The 19415-nt window shown below is 45.3% G+C and carries 12 protein-coding genes; 11 read left to right on the plus strand and 1 reads right to left on the minus strand.

Annotated features, from left to right (window positions below; translation table 11 throughout):
* Positions 1-34 precede the first annotated feature (34 nt).
* The 5 genes from I5907_RS13210 (at position 35) to I5907_RS13230 (ending at position 6890) form a co-directional block, all read left to right on the plus strand.
* A complete protein-coding gene (locus tag I5907_RS13210) occupies positions 35-1126 on the plus strand; it encodes a hypothetical protein (protein ID WP_196991292.1) in 1092 nt (363 codons plus the stop codon).
* A gap of 175 nt (positions 1127-1301) precedes the next feature.
* Positions 1302-2591 carry an MFS transporter gene (locus tag I5907_RS13215; protein WP_196991293.1) on the plus strand — a complete coding sequence of 430 codons (1290 nt, stop codon included), beginning with the start codon at positions 1302-1304 and terminating at the stop codon, positions 2589-2591.
* A 53-nt stretch (positions 2592-2644) separates the two neighbouring features.
* Entirely contained in the window at positions 2645-2830 is a 186-nt protein-coding gene (locus I5907_RS13220) for a DUF3606 domain-containing protein (RefSeq protein ID WP_196991294.1), read from the plus strand.
* Positions 2831-3235 carry a hypothetical protein gene (locus I5907_RS13225; protein ID WP_196991295.1) on the plus strand — a complete coding sequence of 135 codons (405 nt, stop codon included), beginning with the start codon at positions 2831-2833 and terminating at the stop codon, positions 3233-3235.
* Positions 3236-3542: 307 nt separating this feature from the next.
* Complete coding sequence (locus I5907_RS13230; protein WP_196991296.1) at positions 3543-6890, plus strand: VCBS repeat-containing protein; 3348 nt, start codon at positions 3543-3545, stop codon at positions 6888-6890.
* 292 nt (positions 6891-7182) lie between these two features.
* Here I5907_RS13230 and I5907_RS13235 read toward each other — a convergent pair whose 3' ends face one another.
* Positions 7183-8217 carry a substrate-binding domain-containing protein gene (locus I5907_RS13235; RefSeq protein WP_196991297.1) on the minus strand — a complete coding sequence of 345 codons (1035 nt, stop codon included), beginning with the start codon at positions 8215-8217 and terminating at the stop codon, positions 7183-7185.
* 364 nt (positions 8218-8581) lie between these two features.
* Between I5907_RS13235 and I5907_RS13240 the strand changes: the two genes are divergently transcribed.
* From I5907_RS13240 to I5907_RS13265, 6 genes are all read left to right on the plus strand, one after another.
* A complete protein-coding gene (locus tag I5907_RS13240; protein ID WP_196991298.1) occupies positions 8582-11728 on the plus strand; it encodes a SusC/RagA family TonB-linked outer membrane protein in 3147 nt (1048 codons plus the stop codon).
* Between the two features lie 36 nt (positions 11729-11764).
* A complete protein-coding gene (locus tag I5907_RS13245; RefSeq protein WP_196991299.1) occupies positions 11765-13282 on the plus strand; it encodes a RagB/SusD family nutrient uptake outer membrane protein in 1518 nt (505 codons plus the stop codon).
* Between the two features lie 273 nt (positions 13283-13555).
* Positions 13556-15856: an FG-GAP-like repeat-containing protein gene (locus I5907_RS13250; RefSeq protein WP_231402101.1), complete on the plus strand. Its 2301-nt coding sequence runs from the start codon at positions 13556-13558 to the stop codon at positions 15854-15856.
* A gap of 152 nt (positions 15857-16008) precedes the next feature.
* A complete protein-coding gene (locus I5907_RS13255) occupies positions 16009-16752 on the plus strand; it encodes an SDR family NAD(P)-dependent oxidoreductase (protein WP_196991300.1) in 744 nt (247 codons plus the stop codon).
* A gap of 45 nt (positions 16753-16797) precedes the next feature.
* Positions 16798-17901, plus strand: a complete 1104-nt coding sequence (locus I5907_RS13260; protein ID WP_196991301.1) for an endo-1,4-beta-xylanase — start codon at positions 16798-16800, stop codon at positions 17899-17901.
* Positions 17902-17921: 20 nt separating this feature from the next.
* Positions 17922-19379, plus strand: coding sequence for an MFS transporter (locus I5907_RS13265; RefSeq protein ID WP_196991302.1), 1458 nt, complete (start codon positions 17922-17924; stop codon positions 19377-19379).
* The last annotated feature ends 36 nt before the right edge of the window (positions 19380-19415 follow it).

A 19415-nucleotide genomic window follows, 5' to 3' on the forward strand; every position in this document is an offset into this window, starting at 1 on the left:
GAACTAAGTTTCCCCTTAATGTAATCCTTATTGAATGAGTAGAGTTTTTACGTTTATTGTTTTATTGTGTTTCTTTTCAGGTGCACGTGCAAATGATAATAAGGATATCACTGAAATAGAGCAGTTGGTAAGTGCATGGAATAACAACCACAACACAAAAAACATTGAAGCATTTAAATTACAGTATGCGCCAACATTGTATTTCTATGGTAAATATGCAGATGTAAAACAGTGTTTAAAAAGCAAACAAAAGTTTCTTCGAAATTCATATTCCCAGCAAATTGTTACTCCTGTCAGCATTACGAAATTTTCTTCGGGTGCAATCAAATGCAGTTTTACAAAATCGGTAACGTATAAACAAACTACCAAAGAATATCCTGCCTATATCGTTCTAGAACGGAGAGGCAATAAATACTTAATAATTGGTGAAAGTGATTTATTAACCGACCAGAATTTACATGCAGGGATGGAACTTGGAACGGAGATACAGGAGAAAGATGACTTAGCCCAGTCTCACGCTTTCGTTTACGTGATAGTTATTTCTTCAGCTACTTTTTTCGTGCTGATGTATGTAAAAAGAAAACGTAACTACAAACGTGTTACGAATTCATTTGTACCATATGCAAACAGGAACAATGCAGAAACAAAACCTTTAAATACAGCGGTTACAGATCATAAAGAGAAAGGCGATGCTTTTGAAAAATGGGTAATAGAAAGGTTTAATAGCAAATATTTCAAAATCAAAGAATGGCGCAGCGATAAATATCATGCAGGCTTGTATGCAGCGTCTAACATGATGCCTGATTTGGTATTAGAACTGAAAAGTAATGGCGTAGTTACAGCTTTTGCTGTTGAATGTAAATGGCGTTCTGCCTATTTTCAGAACACTATTGAACTGGCCAAAGAATATCAACTCAAAAATTATAAAGAGTATGCATTAAAAAACAGCCTACCGGTTTTTATAATCTTAGGTGTAGGCGGTCAACCTGCTGATCCTTCTTCAATTTTTATTATTCCGGTTGAGGAATTAGACACCAATGTGCTTACGAAAAATGAATTGAGCAGTTACTTCAAAAAAAGTAAAGGCACCTTTTACTTTAATGCTGAAAGTAAGATGTTGTCATGAGTAACCACACCCCCCAGCTCCCCAAACAACCAACCGCACAAGTGAGTGACACAACAGGCGATGCCATAAAAAACGACTGCCGGTTACATATACTTCATTAACCACACCACATTGGCACGGCGCAATTTTTTTCCGGCAGGTAATTTGGATTAAGATAGGGCAACACAACTGCCTTATGAAAGCAATGGCGCTGAATACGCATTCCCGTTTAAGATACGTTACCTTTTTTTACCTGTACCTTATGCAGGGCATTCCATCGGGGTTTGCGCTTACGGCGATTGCCAATTACCTCGTGGGCAAACATGTAGCGCCGCAAACCGTGGGTACTTTTATTGCCATTGTTGGTATTCCATGGATCATACAGTTTATCTGGGGTCCGCTCATCGACCGCTATCAATATTCCGTCATTGGTCACCGCAAACAATGGGTGGTGCTTACGCAATGTATGGCCACGGTGGCATCGCTGGGGCTGCTGTATGTGTCGGTGCCCGAGCAGCAGATCGGGCTTATGACAGCCGCTTTTTTTGTGCATAGCCTTTTCGCGTCTGTGCAGGATGCAAGCGTTGATGCCATCGCCATATCGGTGGTACCGGTGGCAGAGCGTGGGCGTGTAAATGCTTTTATGCGCGGTGGTTACCTGGTAGGTATTTCACTGGGAGCAGCGGGCTTATCTGCTGTGCTGCATACGTACGGTTTTCATACGGCGGTATTATTGCAAACCGCTACACTGCTGGTGTTTACCGTGTGCACCTTTTTTACCAAACTGGATGAAGACGACCGGCTGATGCCGGCTTTCTTCCACCGCAATCAAGCACCACCCAAACCCGCAGGTAAGAATCCGCCGGCGAAATATTTATTCAGGAAACTGTTCAGGGGTATACTACGCAAAGAAAGCCTGCAGCAGTTTGGCGTAATAGCAGGCGTGTATGTTTGTTTCAGCATTTTCATACGGTCTTATACTTATCATATCATCCATGTGCTGGGCTGGGCAGATCAGTCAGTGTCTGTGCTGCAGGGTAGCTGGGGCAGCCTGCTGACGTTCGTGGTAATCATTGGCGGCGGTGCTGTGTCTGACCGTATCGGCGCAAAGAAGTTACAGCAAAGGGTAATGTGGGGCGTGGCAGTGTTCCTCTTGTTGCTCAACGGCCTATCCGCGTGGTGGGGCACACATGCGCTTACCAGTGCCGGGCTGGTGTTGTGGAATTTTGCCGACCCGTTGTTCAGTGTGGCATCATTCCCCGTGCTCATGTCTATGTGCGACCATGAAGTGGAGGGCTCGCAGTTTACGGCTTATATGGCCATCATCAATTTTTGCGATGTGGCGGGCTCTTATGTTACAGGCTGGGCACTCACCATTTTTCCTGCACCGGCAATTGGTTTTACCTGTGGTGTGGTCATGTTATTACTCATTACAGGTTTTCGCAGGTTGCGTACCGTTAATCATCTACCGGTAAAGCAGGTATAAACTGCAAACAATAACAGGCACAGTATGTGTACGAACAGAATTAAAGCACGATTATGTCAGACAATAAAGAGCAGACAAACCAGCAGGACAGGATCCGCGTAGATGCAAATGATTCCTCAGAAGTGGAATATCTTCACCAGCAATACCCGTCTTTAACGCACCGGCAGGTGCTCGATGCCATCAGGGCAGCAGGGCCTTTGCGTAAAGATATTGTGGCCTACCTTGATAAACAGCAATAGATGCCTTATTCCGTTTCTTATACTGAAAGCGTGCAAAAAGCAGAGCAGGCTATTCACGCACAAAATTTTAAAGCAGCAGTTGATATCTACACTGCGCTAATGAAGCGCAGGCCTTCTGATGAACACAATTACAGCAGGCTTATGATGATCTTCCGCAAATTAAAGCAGCCACGCAAAGAGCTGCAGGTAATTAATGAAGGTATAAAGTCTGTGTCTGCTGCATACCACAGCCAGGGCCAGCAACAGTTTGGTAACAACGCCACGGTAAAACGCATCAGCAATGCGCTGCTCAAATCGCTGGGCATGAAAGATCAAAAAGGCCGTTTTGTTTTTGAACCTTCCGTGGTGGAGCGCTGGAAAAAGCGAAAAGCGCTGGTGCTGAAAAGAATGAAGAAAGCCAAATAATGTTGTAACGCCTGCGGGTAAAATGTACAGCGCATCAATTCATGCCCTGGTAGGGTTATGTTGTACCGGCTGCATTGCTACTATCACCTCCTGTTGTGTCACTCACTTGTACGGCAGCAGGTATGTCGGCACAGTGCGGTTACGCTGCTGTAATCTAAAACTTCCGGCTCTTCGGCTATCTTCAATGCGTATCATGCTTTTGTTTACAAAAGCCTATTGAAAACCTAAACTATCTTTACATTTTTATCATCAACATCATTTTTACTTTAATTTGTCCTTATTCGCGCATAAAAAATGATGCTACTGTATGAAATGCAAACCAGCTTTTCCTGCTGCCTGTATTATAATGTCTCTTATTTTTATTAGCTGTAACAATGCCGGCAATCCCGGGCTTTTTACCAGTTTACCTTCCACAGAAAGCGGTATCACCTTCACCAATACCATTGATGAAACAACCTTACCCGGCGATGCACTCAATGAGTTTGCGTATATGGGTGGCGGTGTTGGTGTGCTCGATGTAAACAACGATGGGCTGAAAGATCTTTTCTTTGGCGGCAACCAGGTAAGCAGCAAACTCTACCTCAACAAGGGCAACAATCATTTTGAAGATATAACGCAAGCCGCCGGTGTGGCCACCACAGACTGGATCACCGGTGTAAGCGTGGCCGATATCAATGCAGACGGCTACGATGATGTATACCTCTGCACTTATGGCAAAACCCTGGGTACAAGATCGGCAAACCTGTTATTCATCAACCGGCATAATAATACCTTCACGCAGGAGGCCGCCACCTATGGCCTGGCTGATACCAGCTATTCCACACAGGCTGTCTTTTTCGATTACGACAAAGATGGCGACCTGGACATGTATCTTTCCAATTACCTGCTCAATGCATCCTACTCCGCCAATAACCTTTACCCGAAAGACCTCAGCGGCAGGTCAAAGGCCAATGACCGGCTGTATAAGAACACTGGTGTTCAAAATGGTCACCCTTATTTTGAAGACGTTACTTTGCAGGCAGGCATAAAAGACGATGGTTACGGGCTGGGTGTATCAGTATGCGATTTTAACATGGACGGCTACCCGGATGTGCTGGTTTGCGGTGATTTTATTTCCAACGACAACCTGTGGCTCAATAACAGGAACGGCACGTTTACAGACGTGCTGAATGTTGCCACCAGGCACCAGAGTTACAGCAGCATGGGCTGCGATGCAGCAGACATCAATAATGACGGCCTCTTCGATTTTGCTTCGGTAGATATGATGCCCGAAGACAATGAACGAAAAAAACAAACTTTTTCTTTCATGAATTATGAGCGCTACCAGCAGGAGAGAAGGCTTGGCTATGCGCCGGAGTTTATGCGCAATATGCTGCAACTCAACAATGGCAATACTTTCCGTGGTGATACCGCATTGCCTTTCTTCAGCGAGATTGGTCAACTGGCCGGCATCAGTGAAACAGACTGGAGCTGGAGCATTCTGTTTGCCGATTTCAACAATGATGGTTTCAAAGATGCACACATCACCAATGGTATTGGCAGGGATTTTATCAATGCAGATTTCATTTCATTCAGCCAGACTGCTGTTGGTAACTCCGATGCAGAAAGAAGAAAAGTATTACGCGATAAACTGGTTGCGCTAAAACATGTGGAGTTATCCAATTACCTGTACATCAACAATGGCGATTATACATTTAACGACCGTACAGATTCATCGGGGCTCAGCGAAAATGCTATGTCAAACGGCGCGGTATATGCAGACCTTGATAATGACAATGACCTCGACCTGGTGGTCAACAATATCAACAAGCCGGCATTTGTGCTCATCAACAATGCAAACAGCAGCAAAGCGCCGAAAGCTGGCCACAGCATTGCTTTTGAGCTAAAAGGTGACAGCCTTAATACCCGTGGTTTCGGCGCCAAAGTTTTTGTATATGCCAATGGCACGGCACAGGTGCAGGAGCAATATCCCGTGCGTGGTTACCTTTCCACCGTAGATACCAGGATGCTTTTTGGAACAGGAACAAATACTACTCTTGATTCCGTGGTGGTAGTGTGGGCCAATAACCATACACAGGTGCTCCGGAATTGCGTGGCAGATACCTTGTACACGCTCAGGCAGCAGGATGCTGTTGCGCAATGGCAACCGGCTTCACTTCGTCAGCAGGCTACATTGTTTACAGATATGACGGCTGCAGTAAATGCCGGGTACCGGCATGCAGATGTGGAATACAACGATTATGCTGAGCAGCGTTTATTGCCGCAAAAATATTCTCAGCTCGGCCCATTGATGGCTGAAGGCGATGTGAACAACGACGGTCTTACAGACTTTTATACAGGGGCGGCCTTCAATACGCAGGCAAAGCTTTTTATACAGCAACGCAACGGCAGTTTTACGGGCAAAGATTTTGTGCCTGCTTCAAAATTTACAGAAGATGCTGCTGCAGCATTCTTCGATGCTGATAAGGATGGCGACCAGGATTTGCTGATAACGTATGGGGATATGCGCTACGCTGATACTTCCATGTTTTACCACCCGCAATTATACCTCAACGATGGTAAAGGCAACTTTTCGTTAAGCGCCAATGCCATAGCGCCTGCCGTAAAAACGATAGCCGGTTGTGTTGCCGTTGCCGACTACGATGCAGATGGCGATATTGATGTGTTTATTGGTGGCCGTGTATCAAAACAGTTTCCGTCATCGCCCGACAGTTACCTGCTGCAAAACAACCATGGCGTGTTTACAGATGTTACCGGCACGGTTTGCAGTGGTTTGTCAAAAGCAGGTATGGTTACCGGCGCACAATGGGCAGATATTGACAATGATCAGCATCCCGATCTCGTGATAGCCGGCGAGTACATGCCTGTAAGGTTTTTCAAAAACAATGGTAAGCAATTGACCGAGATCACTGCCACAACGGGTTTGCAGCAGATGAACGGGTTGTGGCGCAGCCTGCTTGCCACCGACCTGGACAATGACGGCGATACAGATTTTATTGCCGGAAACCTTGGTCTCAATTGTAATTACCATACTTCCGCTACATACCCCATGATGTTGTATGCAAAAGATATCGATAACAACGGCAGCATAGACCCTGTCATGTTTTATTATATCAAAGATGGTGGTAAACGAACCTTGTATCCATCGGTTAGCAAAGACCAGCTAGCCGGCCAGGTGCCGGCAATTAAAAAGCAGTTCCTGCTGAATAAAGATTTTGCCAAAGCCACTGCAGCAAAAATTTATGGCAATGACAATAAAACGCTTGTGCTAACCTGCGATGAAACACAAACATGCTGGATAGAAAATACCGGTAACGGAAAGTTCATAAAGCATGTATTACCCAAAGAAGCACAGTTTGCACCCGTAAATGCGTTGCTGTGTGCCGATATAGACAATGATGGTATAAAAGACATCTTACTCGCAGGCAACGAATACCAGGCCGATGTGATGACGGGCCGCTACGATGCTTCTTATGGCTGTTTCCTGAAAGGCGCACCAGGCGGGCAATTTAAAGCTGTGCCGCCCGTGGCAAGCGGTTTTAAAACAAGTGGCGATGTAAAAGATCTTAAGTTGGTAACTACCGCGAAAGGAAGGTTGGTCATTGCTGCGGTTAACGATGATTACCTCGAAGTATTTGGCATAAAAATGCAGTAAGCTGGCAAAAGATAAATTTGTTACCGGCTGTAGTTTTTTATGGCATCGTCCCTTGTGTCACTCACTTGTGCCGCATATCTTGTGTCATCAGCGAAGCACTGCTGCTGTCTTCTTATCAATCCTGTCAGCAGCTAACAGTTATACTGCTTCGCTTTCATCTCCGCGTTTGCTGCATCAGCTTCCTGCCGTACAAGAGTGCGACGCAACAGGCGATGAGCAATGGTACAAATGCCGGCTCCATAGTAAAATCGCTAGTATTAATAACGGGTAATAAAAGTGATACACAGTCGGGTTAGTCTTTGCCTTTTTTCAGCGAAGATTCTCTAACGATCAGTTCAGATTTGATGATAACGGTATTGGTAAGATTCATGTCCCATATACCTTTCAGGTGGTTGACCAGTGTTCTTGCCACCACCTGTCCCATTTCAAAGCCGGGGTAGTTGATGGTGGTAAGTTTGGGGCTGATGACTTTACCAATACTATCGTTGTTAAAGCCCACAACAGCAATATCCTGCGGCACACGAATGCCTGCATCTTTCAGGTTTTGTATTACCACGGCCGCGCAAAAATCGTTGGTGATAAATATACCATCGGGCAAATGTTTCATGGCGAGAATGCGTTTTGCAGACCTGATGGCGTCTTCTTCTTTAAACCCATCGATGATCACCAGCTTTTCGTCGTATTTTATTTTGTGGTCTTCGAGTGCTTTTTTATAACCGTTCTTTCTTTCAGAATATACATTACGCTTAAGGCTTGACGTAATATGTGCTATGCGTTTGCAGCCCTGCGCTATCAGGTGCGCCGTGGCATCGTAACCCGCCTGGTAGTTGTTGATGATCACTTTGGCAGCGTCACTTTTCTCAAACACACGGTCGAAAAAAACCACCGGTATGTTTTTATTCTGGAACTGTTTAAAATGGTTGAGGTCGTCCGTATCAAAAGAGAGCGATGCAATGATGCCATCTACACGCTTGTGAAAAAAGTTGTTGGCGTTCACTACTTCGATCTTCGCGTTTTCGCCTGAGTGCCCGATGATGAGATTGTATTTGCTTTCTGTGGCTACTTTTTCAATGCCGGCAAGTACCGATGTTATAAACTGGCTGTTCAGTTCATGCAGTATTACACCAATGGTATGTGTTTTTTGCATGCGCAGGTTGCGGGCAAACGGATTGTGCTGGTAGCCCAGCTTTTCGGCAAGTTCGGTAATCTTTTTACGGGTAGCCGCGCTGATGGTGGGGTTGTTATTCAGCGCACGGCTTACGGTAGAGGGCGCTATACCGATTTTGCTTGCAATATCGTAAATGGTTATTTCCTTTTCTGTTTTCACGCAGTGGCAAAATTGCTCATAATTAATAAGCAACTGTAAAAAAATTTTATGCAATCGGTTGCTAAAAATAAAAAAAGCTTTACTTTAGGCCTCATAACCGTCATTAACAGGGCTTAAGAGGAAAATTTTTTTGAGTGAAAACGAAACCTGTGCAGCGTAAAAGTGTTTGTTGATGTCTTTTTTCCGAAATCGGTTTCACAACCATAATTGCCGTAATTAAGCTGCTGCCATTGAACTAATTCAAAAACAAATTGCTATGCCTTTTTTCCATCATTGCCGCGGAAACCCGCCTCTGAGCTGAATTCCACAGCCATTAACATGAATACGTGCCACAAAAACACATTAAAAATTTAAACCAACGCTTATGTCCATTTCGCTTCCTCAATGTTTAACCAGGAAACTCACCCGCATTTTTCAAAAACACAGGTTGTTGTACCTGCTCATGATCGTTTTTGCACCGATGCTTGCAAGTGCTCAAAACCAAACCTTCACCGGAACCGTTAAAGACGAAACAGGAAAGCCGCTTGCCGGTGTGTCTGTTGTGCTGAAAGGTTCATCCAAAGGAACGGTGACCAATGAACAGGGTGTATTCACCATATCAGCCACAGCGGGTTCAACACTTGTACTCAGCTCTGTTGGCTATGACAATAAAGAAGTTGTGCTGGATGCACAAACCACGCTCAGTATTGCACTTACTGCCGGCAACCAGCGGCTGGACGATGTGATCGTAGTAGGTTACGGTACACAGAAACGTACCGCGGTTACGGGCGCCATTTCTACCGTAAACAGCAAGACCATTAATGAAATACCTGTCGTAAGCGTGCAGCAGGCATTGCAGGGCAGGGTGCCCGGCGTAAACGTTGTAAGCAACGGTAGCCCGGGTACACAACCGATTGTAACGATAAGAGGTATCAGTTCTATTTCTTATGCTTCTAATCCATTGTACGTGGTAGATGGTTTTCCTACGGGCGATCTATCGACCATCGATACCCGCGATATAGAATCTGTGGATGTATTAAAGGATGCATCTGCAGCGGCCATTTATGGTTCAAGAGCAACCAATGGTGTAATTATTATCACCACGAAAAAGGGCAGGAGAGACGGTCAGATGCATGTAAACCTTAATTCTTATTATGGTATACAGAATGTAACAGAAAGATTGAGTTTACTCAATCCCGAACAGTTTGACCAGTATGCCATTGCATACCGGGGTAGTGCGGTGCAAAGACGTTCTGACCCTGCATGGGTAAACAAACCTATTTATCAGGGTGCAACTGCTACCTACGGCAACAATGTTACCGACTGGCAGGATGCTTACTTTAAACAGGGAGCTATGACCCAGACCAACATTGGACTGAGCGGTGGGAATGAAGTGTCCCGCTTTTATGCTTCCGGCAGCTTTTTAGACCAGACAGGTACGGCGCCAACGGTAGCGTACCGCAGGTATAATTTCCGCATCAACTCAGATCATAAGATCAGCAAAACATTCAGCTTTGGCGAAAACCTGTATGCAGCCTATGCAGACCAGGATTACGACAACAATGAGACCGGCACAAGGTCTAACCTGGTAAATGTGATCAAGATGATGCCCTATATGCCGGTGTATGATCCTACTACGAATGGTGGCTTCAGGGGTGTGAATTCCGTATTGGATGGTGGTGACCCGACCAACCCGATCGAAGACGCTGTATTGAAAAACCCGGGTACAAGGAGCACTTTAAAAATACTGGGAACAATCTACGCCGAAGTAAACTTTACAAGCTGGCTGAAATTCCGTTCCACTTTTGGTATAGATTACGCCAATGGTCTCGACTACCGTTTTTCACCCATCTTCAACGACAGCGGAACAGTTGCAGGCTCCAGTGCCATACAGGCTACAATTACCAATAACAGGGCTGTATCTTCAGTACAGTTGTATACAGAACAGCTTACGTTTGATAAAACCTTTGGCAACCATCACGTAAACGCCATTGCGGTATACGAATACCAGGGCCAGCGGATAAAAAATGAAAATGCCAGCGGTAACCAGCTTTCCAATGATCTCAAAACCTTGAACAATGCCAGCAATGTATCCGTACAAACGCTGGTAGCAGATTATAATATCATCTCCCTGATCGGTCGCTTAAGCTACGACTATAAAGGCAAATACCTCTTTAGTGCAGCACTGCGCCGTGATGGTGGTTCTTACTGGGCACCGGGTAACAAATGGCAGACATTTCCATCTGCTTCTGTTGGCTGGAGAATTGACCAGGAACCATTCATGCAAAACCAGAATAAAATATCAGAACTTAAACTCAGGGCGGGTTATGGTATTACCGGTTTAAATGGTGCCGTACTGGGCAGCTCACCATGGCAGGTGTTTGTTAATTCCAACAGCGCTTATTACCCGTTTGGCAACGCTGCTACCAGCGGACCTGCTTCTTCCATCCAGCGCCTCGGAAATAAAGATCTGGAGTGGGAAACAACCAAACAGATCAACGTGGGCCTCGACCTTGGTTTATTCAGCAATGCCCTTACGCTATCTGCAGAATATTACCAGCGTAAAACAGACAACCTGATCCTGGCCGTGCCGCTTTCTCCAAGTATGGGTTATTTGTCCAGCACTGTTATTACCAACGTGGCGGGCATGCAAAATAATGGTGTTGAATTACAGCTGGGTTACAACAAAAGAAAAGGCGATTTCCAGTGGAACGCCACAGCCAATGTAAGCTTCATCAAAAATAATATTTACAGGCTTGCCGAAGGTGTTCCAAACATTGAGGCCGGTGCTGATGTAGATTTAACGCTGGGTTATAACGTAACGAATACCGCTATCGGCCAGCCCGTGCAGTCATTTTACGGCTGGGAAACAGAAGGCATCTTCCAGAGCGAAGATGAAGTGAGTAAACATGCCTTCCAGACTGCAGGTACTGCTGCCGGTGATATCAAATTCAAAGACCTCAACGGCGATGGTGTGATCGATAACAATGACCGCACTTTTCTTGGCAGCTTTATTCCGAAGTTTACCTATGCACTTAATTTAGGCGCTAACTATAAAGGATTTGGTCTTTCTGTATTTTTCCAGGGTGTGCAGGGCAATAAAATTTACAATGCATTAAGAACAACAACCGAAGGTATGGTGCGCTTCTTTAATGCCGGTACGGCAGTGTTGGATGCATGGACGCCAACCAATACCAATACAAGTGTACCACGCGCCATCTCAGCAGATCCAAACCAGAATGCACGCCCTTCTACCCGTTTCCTGGAAGATGGCTCGTACCTGCGTTTGAAAAACATCATGCTTAGTTACAACGTAAGCGACAAGTTCCTCAGGTCTGTAACAAAAGGAGCGATCAGGAACTTCAATATTTATGTTTCTGCGCAGAACATACTTACGTTTACAAAATACACTGGTTATGATCCTGAAGTAGGTAACAGGGCACCGAATGCATCTTCACTGACTAACGGAATTGATTATGCCGTATACCCGCAGCCTAAAGGTTACCAGGTAGGTATCAGTACAAACTTTTAAAACCAGATCTGCAAGAATTGTATAAATAAAATAATTATGAACAGGAATATTAAAATATGGGTTACTGCAACAGGTTTGGGCATTGCCGCCATTGTTGCATGTAATAAAAAACTGGATGTAACTGATCAGAATAATCCAACAACAGAGAGCTATTTTAAAACCGCTGCCGAACTGCAGAATGGCGTAAATGCCATTTATTCCACGCTTCGTTCCGGAAACCTTGTGGGGCGCGAATGGTTCTTTACGCATGACATGCGGGGCAGCGAGACTGCACCCGGCGGTGCGCAACTGGAGGCACCAAGAGCAGAGTTGTTAAAGCAGCCTGCGCCTTCTTCTTCCAATGCTGTAATGACAAGTATCTGGACGGGCACTTACCAGATGATCAACAGGGCCAACCTGGTGATTTCAAAAGCGCCTGATGTTACAGACAATCCCGCATCAAGGGATATATCTGTGGGAGAAGCGGAATTCCTGCGTGCCTGGGCTTACTTCGAACTCGTAAGCATGTGGGGTGATGTACCATTATACACAGAGCCCGTTGCTTCTGCTTCTGATTTTAAAGCAAAATCACCGGCTGCTGATATCTATAACCTCATTATAAGCGACCTGACTGACGCTGCAGCAAAGCTACCGGCAGTTGCATCGCAGGGTGGCAGGGCCACCAGTGGTGCTGCCAATGCATTGCTGGGCAGGGTGCAGATGCAAAATGGTGATTACGCCGCCGCAAAAGAAGCGCTGTTGAAAGTATACGGCAAATACAGCCTGGTACCGTTTTTACACAACTTCGACGGAGACGTAAGACTGGGTGCCACAGAGCTTACTGCGGGTCATGAATTTAACGCTGAATCAATTTTCGAAGTTGCTTTTGTAGACAGGGGCGACAACAACTTTAACTGGGGTTATACCGGCGAAGGCGCTACTGCAAATTCGACCACCATGCGTAGCCAGGAATATGGTATAGTATGGGGTAACGTGGTACCATCAGACCTGGTGTTGAATGAATTTGAACCCAACGACCCACGCTACAAATTCACCATCTTCGAATCTGGTGATAAAATCAAAACTATGGCTGGCACCGAACCCGGCGTGGCTCTTACCGAAGATGGTATGAACGTGGCACAGAGTAACCGTGATGGTGTATTGAAAAAAAGAGTGTACCGCAAATATTCTATACTAGACTGGACCGACGATGGTTTTCACCCGGATGGTATTAACCAGCGCATGATACGCTATGCAGACGTTTTGCTGATGCTGGCCGAGTGTGAAGCTGAAACAGGTAACCCTGCCGGTGCAGCCAGGTACATCAACGAAGTACGTGCAAGGCCGGGTGTAAATATGCCTGCCATTACCACAGGTTCAAAAGAACAGGCTATAGAAGCAGTAATGCATGAAAGAATTGTAGAACTGGCCGGTGAAGAAGTGAACAACATTGATATACTCAGGTGGAGAGCAAGAGGCTATTATCCTTCTATCAGGCCTGATCCAAAACCAGGACAGGTAAGCCTTTTCCCGATACCTGCAAGTGAAACGTCCACAAACCCTCTCATACAATAGCAGTTTTCAGGTGTTGCAAATAGAGGCTTCTTATAGCCTCTATTTTTATTAACACCCCTTTTAGCAACAATGCCGGATAATTGTTTGGAGACAGTGGTCTTGCTGCATAAAGTTGCTGCAGTACAAGTGAGTGACACAACCGAAGCTTCATAGTAGCAATGCAGTTGCCTTCATAAAAAAAACATACATTCAATATGCATGTTTGTCAGGCACTGATGGTGTTGTCTTTTAACTGTATTGCATTCGGTGTATTTTTTTGTAAAAAGATGTGCAATGAAACCCCTCATCATAAAACAGTTTTTCTTTAAACATTTTTTTCGTCTAACGGCGCATCACTGCAGTGTGTTGATGCTGCTGATAATTGCATGTGCATCTTGCAGGCAACCTGATTTGCCCAACCAGCCCATGATCGATCTGCTGAAAGTATGGGAGAGAAATTATGATAACCCGGGAAACATTTTTTCTGCTACAGCTACTTTAAGATCGTGCGATTCGGTAATAGACCATTCCGATGATGCAGACATGGTACAACTGGCATTGAATAAAAAAGCCAATGCTTTACTGCAACTTGGCCGGGAGCAACAGGCCATTGATATTTTTGAAGACATCCTGAAAAAAATACCACAGAGCAGTATAGACCAGCGGCAGGCAGTAATGAGAGACCTTGCAGTTGCTTACCTGCGCTTTGGTGAAAGAACAAACTGCATACACATGCATGGTGCAGAATCATGCATTTTCCCCATATCCGGCAGCGGTATGCACCACGATAAAACCGGCTCTGAAAAAGCTATTGCCATATACGAGCAACTGCTAAGCAGTAACCCAGGCGATCTTGAATCAAAATGGTTACTGAACATTGCTTACATGACCGTGGGCCGGTACCCGCAACAGGTGCCGCCGCAATTTTTGCTGAAACTGGTTAACGATGACTCCCAGCATACAGTAAAACCCTTTACAGATATTGCTGCACAGGTGGGGCTCAATTTTAAATGCATGGCAGGGGGCAGCATAGTAGAAGATTTTGACAACGATAACTATCCAGATGTAGTCATCAGCAGCTGGTCGCCATCAGAGACCATGCACTATTACCGCAACAATGGCAATGGTACTTTTACGGACCGTTCTGATTCATCGTGGCTGGGCCATTTAACAGGTGGCCTGCACATGATGCAAACCGATTACAATAACGATGGCTTAAAAGACATTTTTGTTTTGAGAGGCGGCTGGAAAGGCGAATTTGGAAAAGCGCCCAACTCCCTGCTCAGGAACAATGGCAACGGCACATTTACAGATGTGACCAAAGAAAGCGGTTTGCTCTCCTTTCACCCCACGCAAACCGCCGCATGGGCAGACTATAACAACGATGGATGGCTTGACGTTTTTATAGGCAATGAAACACTGCCGGGTGGCGAACTGCATACCTGCGAATTTTACCTGAACAATAAGAATGGCACTTTTACAGAAATGGCTGCTACGGCAGGCTGCGCCATCAATGATTTTGTAAAAGGTGTTACCTGCAGCGATTATGATAACGATGGTTTTACAGATATCTTTATTTCTACGCTCACCGGCAACAAAATCTTACTAAAAAATGACGCAGTCAAAAATGGCCCGGTACGTTTTACTGATGTAAGTAAAAAAGCCGGTATCAGCAATAACAGGGCACGCACATTCCCCACGTGGTTCTGGGATTATGATAATGATGGCTGGCCCGACATACTCGTATGTGGCTACGAGTTTACAGAATCACTTTCTTATTACGCTGCCGCAGAGGCCACGCAAACCCCTATTAACAATGCAGGCAAAGTATTTTTATTCAGGAACAAACACGATGGCACTTTCGAAGATGTATCTGCCAAAACAGGCCTGAATAAAATTGCATTTGCCATGGGCTCTAATTTTGGCGATATTGATAATGATGGTTACCTCGACTGCTATCTGGGCACGGGCAACCCGCAACTCAAATCCGCTATACCCAATAAATTGTTTAAAAACATACAGGGTACACATTTTCTCGATGTTACCACCACGGCACGTGTAGGCAATCTGCAGAAAGGTCATGGTGTTTCTTTTGCAGATCTTGATAATGATGGTAACCAGGATATCTATATAAAAATGGGCGGTGCATACACCGGCGATGCATATGAGAATGCATTGTACTTAAACCCCGGCCAGGGCAGTAACAACTGGGTTACACTAAACCTCGAAGGCACGGTGTCTAACAAAGCCGCCATCGGCGCAAAAATAAAGGTCGTTTTTAAAGAGGGTGATACACTGCGTGCCGTGTACAGAGATGTAAACACCGGCGGCAGTTTTGGCGCCAATCCTTTAACACAACATATCGGTATTGGCCGTGCGGCCGTTGCAGAGAAAATTGAGATTACCTGGCCTGTTACAGGCAAGTCGCAAACGTTCACGCAAATACCGGCGAATACGCACATGAAGATTACAGAAGGTAGCAATAACCTTGTTACCTACCAGTTGAAACGGTTTAATTTTTCACATCATACTGTGGCAGTAAACAGCAGACCGGTAAAACAACAGGTTTTGTCCTGCCCGGTACCAATAAAATGATAGCAGGTACCAACATCAGTTTTCATGGCATCGCCTGTTGCGTCGCAATCCTTTCATCTGTAGAAAAAATAGCGGCTGCAGCACGCGGTACAAACACCCTGGTTAATCGTCGAGGCAGGTAGGCGGTAAAACAAATGTTTAAAAGCAGCATCATGACACAAAAGACAGCCATTGTTACAGGCGGCGCATCAGGTATTGGCCTGGCAATAGCGCAGACCTTTGTGCGCCGGGATATACGCACCATCATTATCGGCCGGGACGTTGCAAAGCTTGCCGCAGCAAAAGAAGCACTCGGCTTGCAATGCCATACCATAGCATACGATCTTACCGATATTGCCGGCATACCAAAACTGGTAGAAACAATAACCAGTACACATGGCGCTGTAGACGTGCTGGTAAACAATGCCGGTATCAATATGAAAAAAGTATTCACAGAGGTTACGGACGAAGATTTCCAGCGCATACTGCTTACAAACGTCACCAGTGTGTTTGCTTTATCCCGGGAAGTAGTAAAAACAATGCTGGCAAATGATGTTAAAGGCAGTATCATCAATATCAGTTCAATGGCATCGCAATATGGCTTGCCAAAAGTTATTGCTTACAGCGCCTCAAAAGCAGCTATTGAAGGCATGACAAGGGCCATGGCTTCTGAACTTTCCCCCAGGGGCATACGGGTAAACTGTATAGCACCGGGGTTCATCGTTACACCTATGACAGCAAAAGCGTTCAGTGACGACCCGGAACGCATGCAAAAAGCTGTTAACAGAACACCGCTGGGTTATATGGGCCAGCCCGACGATATTGGTGAAGCAGCTTTGTTCCTCGCATTGAGCACGTCAAAATATGTAACAGGTGTGGTATTGCCGGTCGATGGCGGCAACTCCATTGGTTTTTGATAACAGCAGGTATCATCAAAAAAGTATACACTACAACAACAGACAATGAAAAAAATATTATGGTTAACAACAATGTCAGCAATGACGATTGGGTTTAACAACGCATCAGCACAGGTGCCTTCACTAAAGAAAGTTTTTGCAAATGATTTCGCAATTGGTACAGCAATGAATACGAGGCAGATCGAAGAAAAAGATCCGGCTTCAGATGCACTCATCAAAGAACAGTTCAATGTCGTAACACCGGAGAATATCATGAAAGCAGAAATCATACATCCAGGGTGGGACAGGTATGATTTTGATCTTGCAGACAAGCTTGTTGCATACGCGGCCAAAAACAATATCAGAGTAAATGCGCATACGTTAATCTGGCACAGCCAGTTGCCTGCATTTATGCAGCACATGCAGGATGCAGATTCCGTAAAACAGTTTTTTCAGCAGCATATCACCACCATTGCCGGCCGGTACGATAACAAAGTGTATTCGTGGGATGTTGTAAATGAAGCCCTCAACGAAGATGGTACGCTACGCAAATCCATCTTTCTCGAAAAGCTCGGTGAAGATTATATCGTAGATGCGTTCCGGCTTGCACAAAAGGCCGCGCCACATACGAAGCTGTACTACAACGATTACAATATTGAGCAGCCTGCCAAGCGTGCCGGTGCCATAGCCATTATCAAAAAAATACAGGCTGCCGGTGTGCGTATAGATGGAGTGGGCATCCAGGGGCATTGGAAAACAGGTACTGTGCCTTTCAGCGATATTGAAGCAAGCATCCGGGCATTCAGCGCACTTGGTATAGAGGTAATGTTTACTGAACTGGATCTTACGGTGCTCCCTAATCCGTGGGATAATGCTACAGCAGATGTTGGAGCCACTGCGCAGGCCGGCGAAAAAATGAACCCTTATCCCGGTGGCCTGCCCGATAGTGTGCAGCAATCCCTTGCCAACGACTACGCTGCACTATTCAATCTTTTTCTCCGGTATAAAAAGAACGTTACAAGAATCACTTTCTGGGGTGTGAATGATGGCCAGTCCTGGCTCAACGGCTGGCCCATACGTGGCCGTACCAATTACCCGTTGCTGTTCGACAGGAACTTTAAACCAAAACCGGCATTTTACAGCGTCATTAAAGCTGCCTCATCCAATTAATTTTTAAAGTCAACGCCGCCATGCATTCAAATACGATTGTTCCTTCCCAAAAACTGTCAGTAGTAGAAAAAGTAGGGTATAGTCTCGGAGACCTTGCTGCCAACCTGGTTTTTCAGACACTGGTTACCTACCTGGCTTATTTCTACACAGACATATACGGGCTACAAACCGGGCACGCTTCATTGCTTATACTTGTTGTAGGCCTGGTGGCCGCATTCGGTTTTAATCCTGTAATTGGCGCACTGGCAGACAGAACTGCCTCCCGCTGGGGCAAGTTTCGTCCCTGGATTTTGTTTACCGCTGTTCCGCTTGGTGTTGTCTCCATGCTGGCGTTTACCACACCTGCTTTTGCATACAGTGGTAAAGTTATTTACGCAGTAATAACTTATAGCCTCCTGTTGTTGTTGTATGCCGCCAACAATTTACCGTATGCAGCACTTAGTGGTGTTATCACCGGCGATATGGGTGAACGCAACAGCTTATCGGCTTACCGTTTTGTGGCCGTAATGTTTGCGCAGTTTTTTGTGCAGGCCTTCATGCTGTCTATTATAGAGTCTGCAGGGCATGGCGATAAATCGCAGGGCATAGAAAAAGTAATGACGTGGCTTGCCGTAATAGGTACTGTAATGTTGCTCATCACTTTTTTTACCACCAAAGAGCGCATCGTGCCGCGGCCCGAACAAAAATCAAGTCTCAAAGAAGACCTCTGCGATCTGTCAAAAAATAAACCCTGGATCATTATGCTGGTGCTTACCACGCTCGTGTTTATTACGCTGGCCATGAAGGGTGGTTCTTATGTCTACTACTTCAACAACTATGTAGACAAAGCTAGCCTTACACAGTTTGTAAGCCCGGTGGTAAATTTCCTTAATAGTATAGGTTTAAACTTTTTTGGAGAAGATCCTGTCTCAGCAGGTTTTGGTTTGTTCAACGCAGGTGGCATTATATGCATGATCATCGGCATTACATGCTCAAAAAGATTTGCAGATAAATTTGGTAAGCGGGATGTGTTTGGCGTTTGCCTTTTTCTCTCAACCATTTTCATATTGGCATTTATTCTTTATCCGCCGCAAAGTGTAGGTTTAATGTTCGCCTCACAAATACTCCACGGCTTTTTCTACGGCCTTACCATTCCTTTATTATGGGCAATGATTGCAGATGTTGCCGACTACAGCGAGTGGAAAAATAACCGCCGTGCAACCGCTATTATTTTTTCTGCAATGATGGTGGGTTTAAAAGCCGGTCTTACCCTTGGTAGCTCTTTGCTTACATGGATCCTTGGCCTGTACAATTATGTACCAAACAGCACTACGCAAAACGATACGGCAATACAGGGCACTAAAATGCTCGTAAGCGTTTATCCGTCCATTCCGTTTTTAATCGGTGCGGCTTTGCTCTTCTTCTATAAGATCAATAAAAAAGTAGAAGTACAAATAGAGCATGATCTAAAACAAAAAAGAAGTAAACAGCAGGTATAAAAAATGCAGATACCGGCAAACAACAGGTGGCATCGT

It is taken from the genome of Panacibacter microcysteis (genome assembly GCF_015831355.1).
In the GTDB taxonomy this organism is placed as follows: domain Bacteria; phylum Bacteroidota; class Bacteroidia; order Chitinophagales; family Chitinophagaceae; genus Panacibacter; species Panacibacter microcysteis.

What these genes read in the sequence shown, in the direction of transcription:
- I5907_RS13215 (WP_196991293.1), top strand. Translation starts at nt 1,302, where the DNA reads ATGAAAGCAATGGCGCTGAATACGCATTCCCGTTTAAGATACGTTACC.
- I5907_RS13245 (WP_196991299.1), top strand. Translation starts at nt 11,765, where the DNA reads ATGAACAGGAATATTAAAATATGGGTTACTGCAACAGGTTTGGGCATT.
- I5907_RS13240 (WP_196991298.1), top strand. Translation starts at nt 8,582, where the DNA reads ATGTCCATTTCGCTTCCTCAATGTTTAACCAGGAAACTCACCCGCATT.
- I5907_RS13250 (WP_231402101.1), top strand. Translation starts at nt 13,556, where the DNA reads ATGAAACCCCTCATCATAAAACAGTTTTTCTTTAAACATTTTTTTCGT.
- I5907_RS13260 (WP_196991301.1), top strand. Translation starts at nt 16,798, where the DNA reads ATGAAAAAAATATTATGGTTAACAACAATGTCAGCAATGACGATTGGG.
- I5907_RS13220 (WP_196991294.1), top strand. Translation starts at nt 2,645, where the DNA reads ATGTCAGACAATAAAGAGCAGACAAACCAGCAGGACAGGATCCGCGTA.
- I5907_RS13255 (WP_196991300.1), top strand. Translation starts at nt 16,009, where the DNA reads ATGACACAAAAGACAGCCATTGTTACAGGCGGCGCATCAGGTATTGGC.
- I5907_RS13210 (WP_196991292.1), top strand. Translation starts at nt 35, where the DNA reads ATGAGTAGAGTTTTTACGTTTATTGTTTTATTGTGTTTCTTTTCAGGT.
- I5907_RS13230 (WP_196991296.1), top strand. Translation starts at nt 3,543, where the DNA reads ATGAAATGCAAACCAGCTTTTCCTGCTGCCTGTATTATAATGTCTCTT.
- I5907_RS13265 (WP_196991302.1), top strand. Translation starts at nt 17,922, where the DNA reads ATGCATTCAAATACGATTGTTCCTTCCCAAAAACTGTCAGTAGTAGAA.
- I5907_RS13225 (WP_196991295.1), top strand. Translation starts at nt 2,831, where the DNA reads ATGCCTTATTCCGTTTCTTATACTGAAAGCGTGCAAAAAGCAGAGCAG.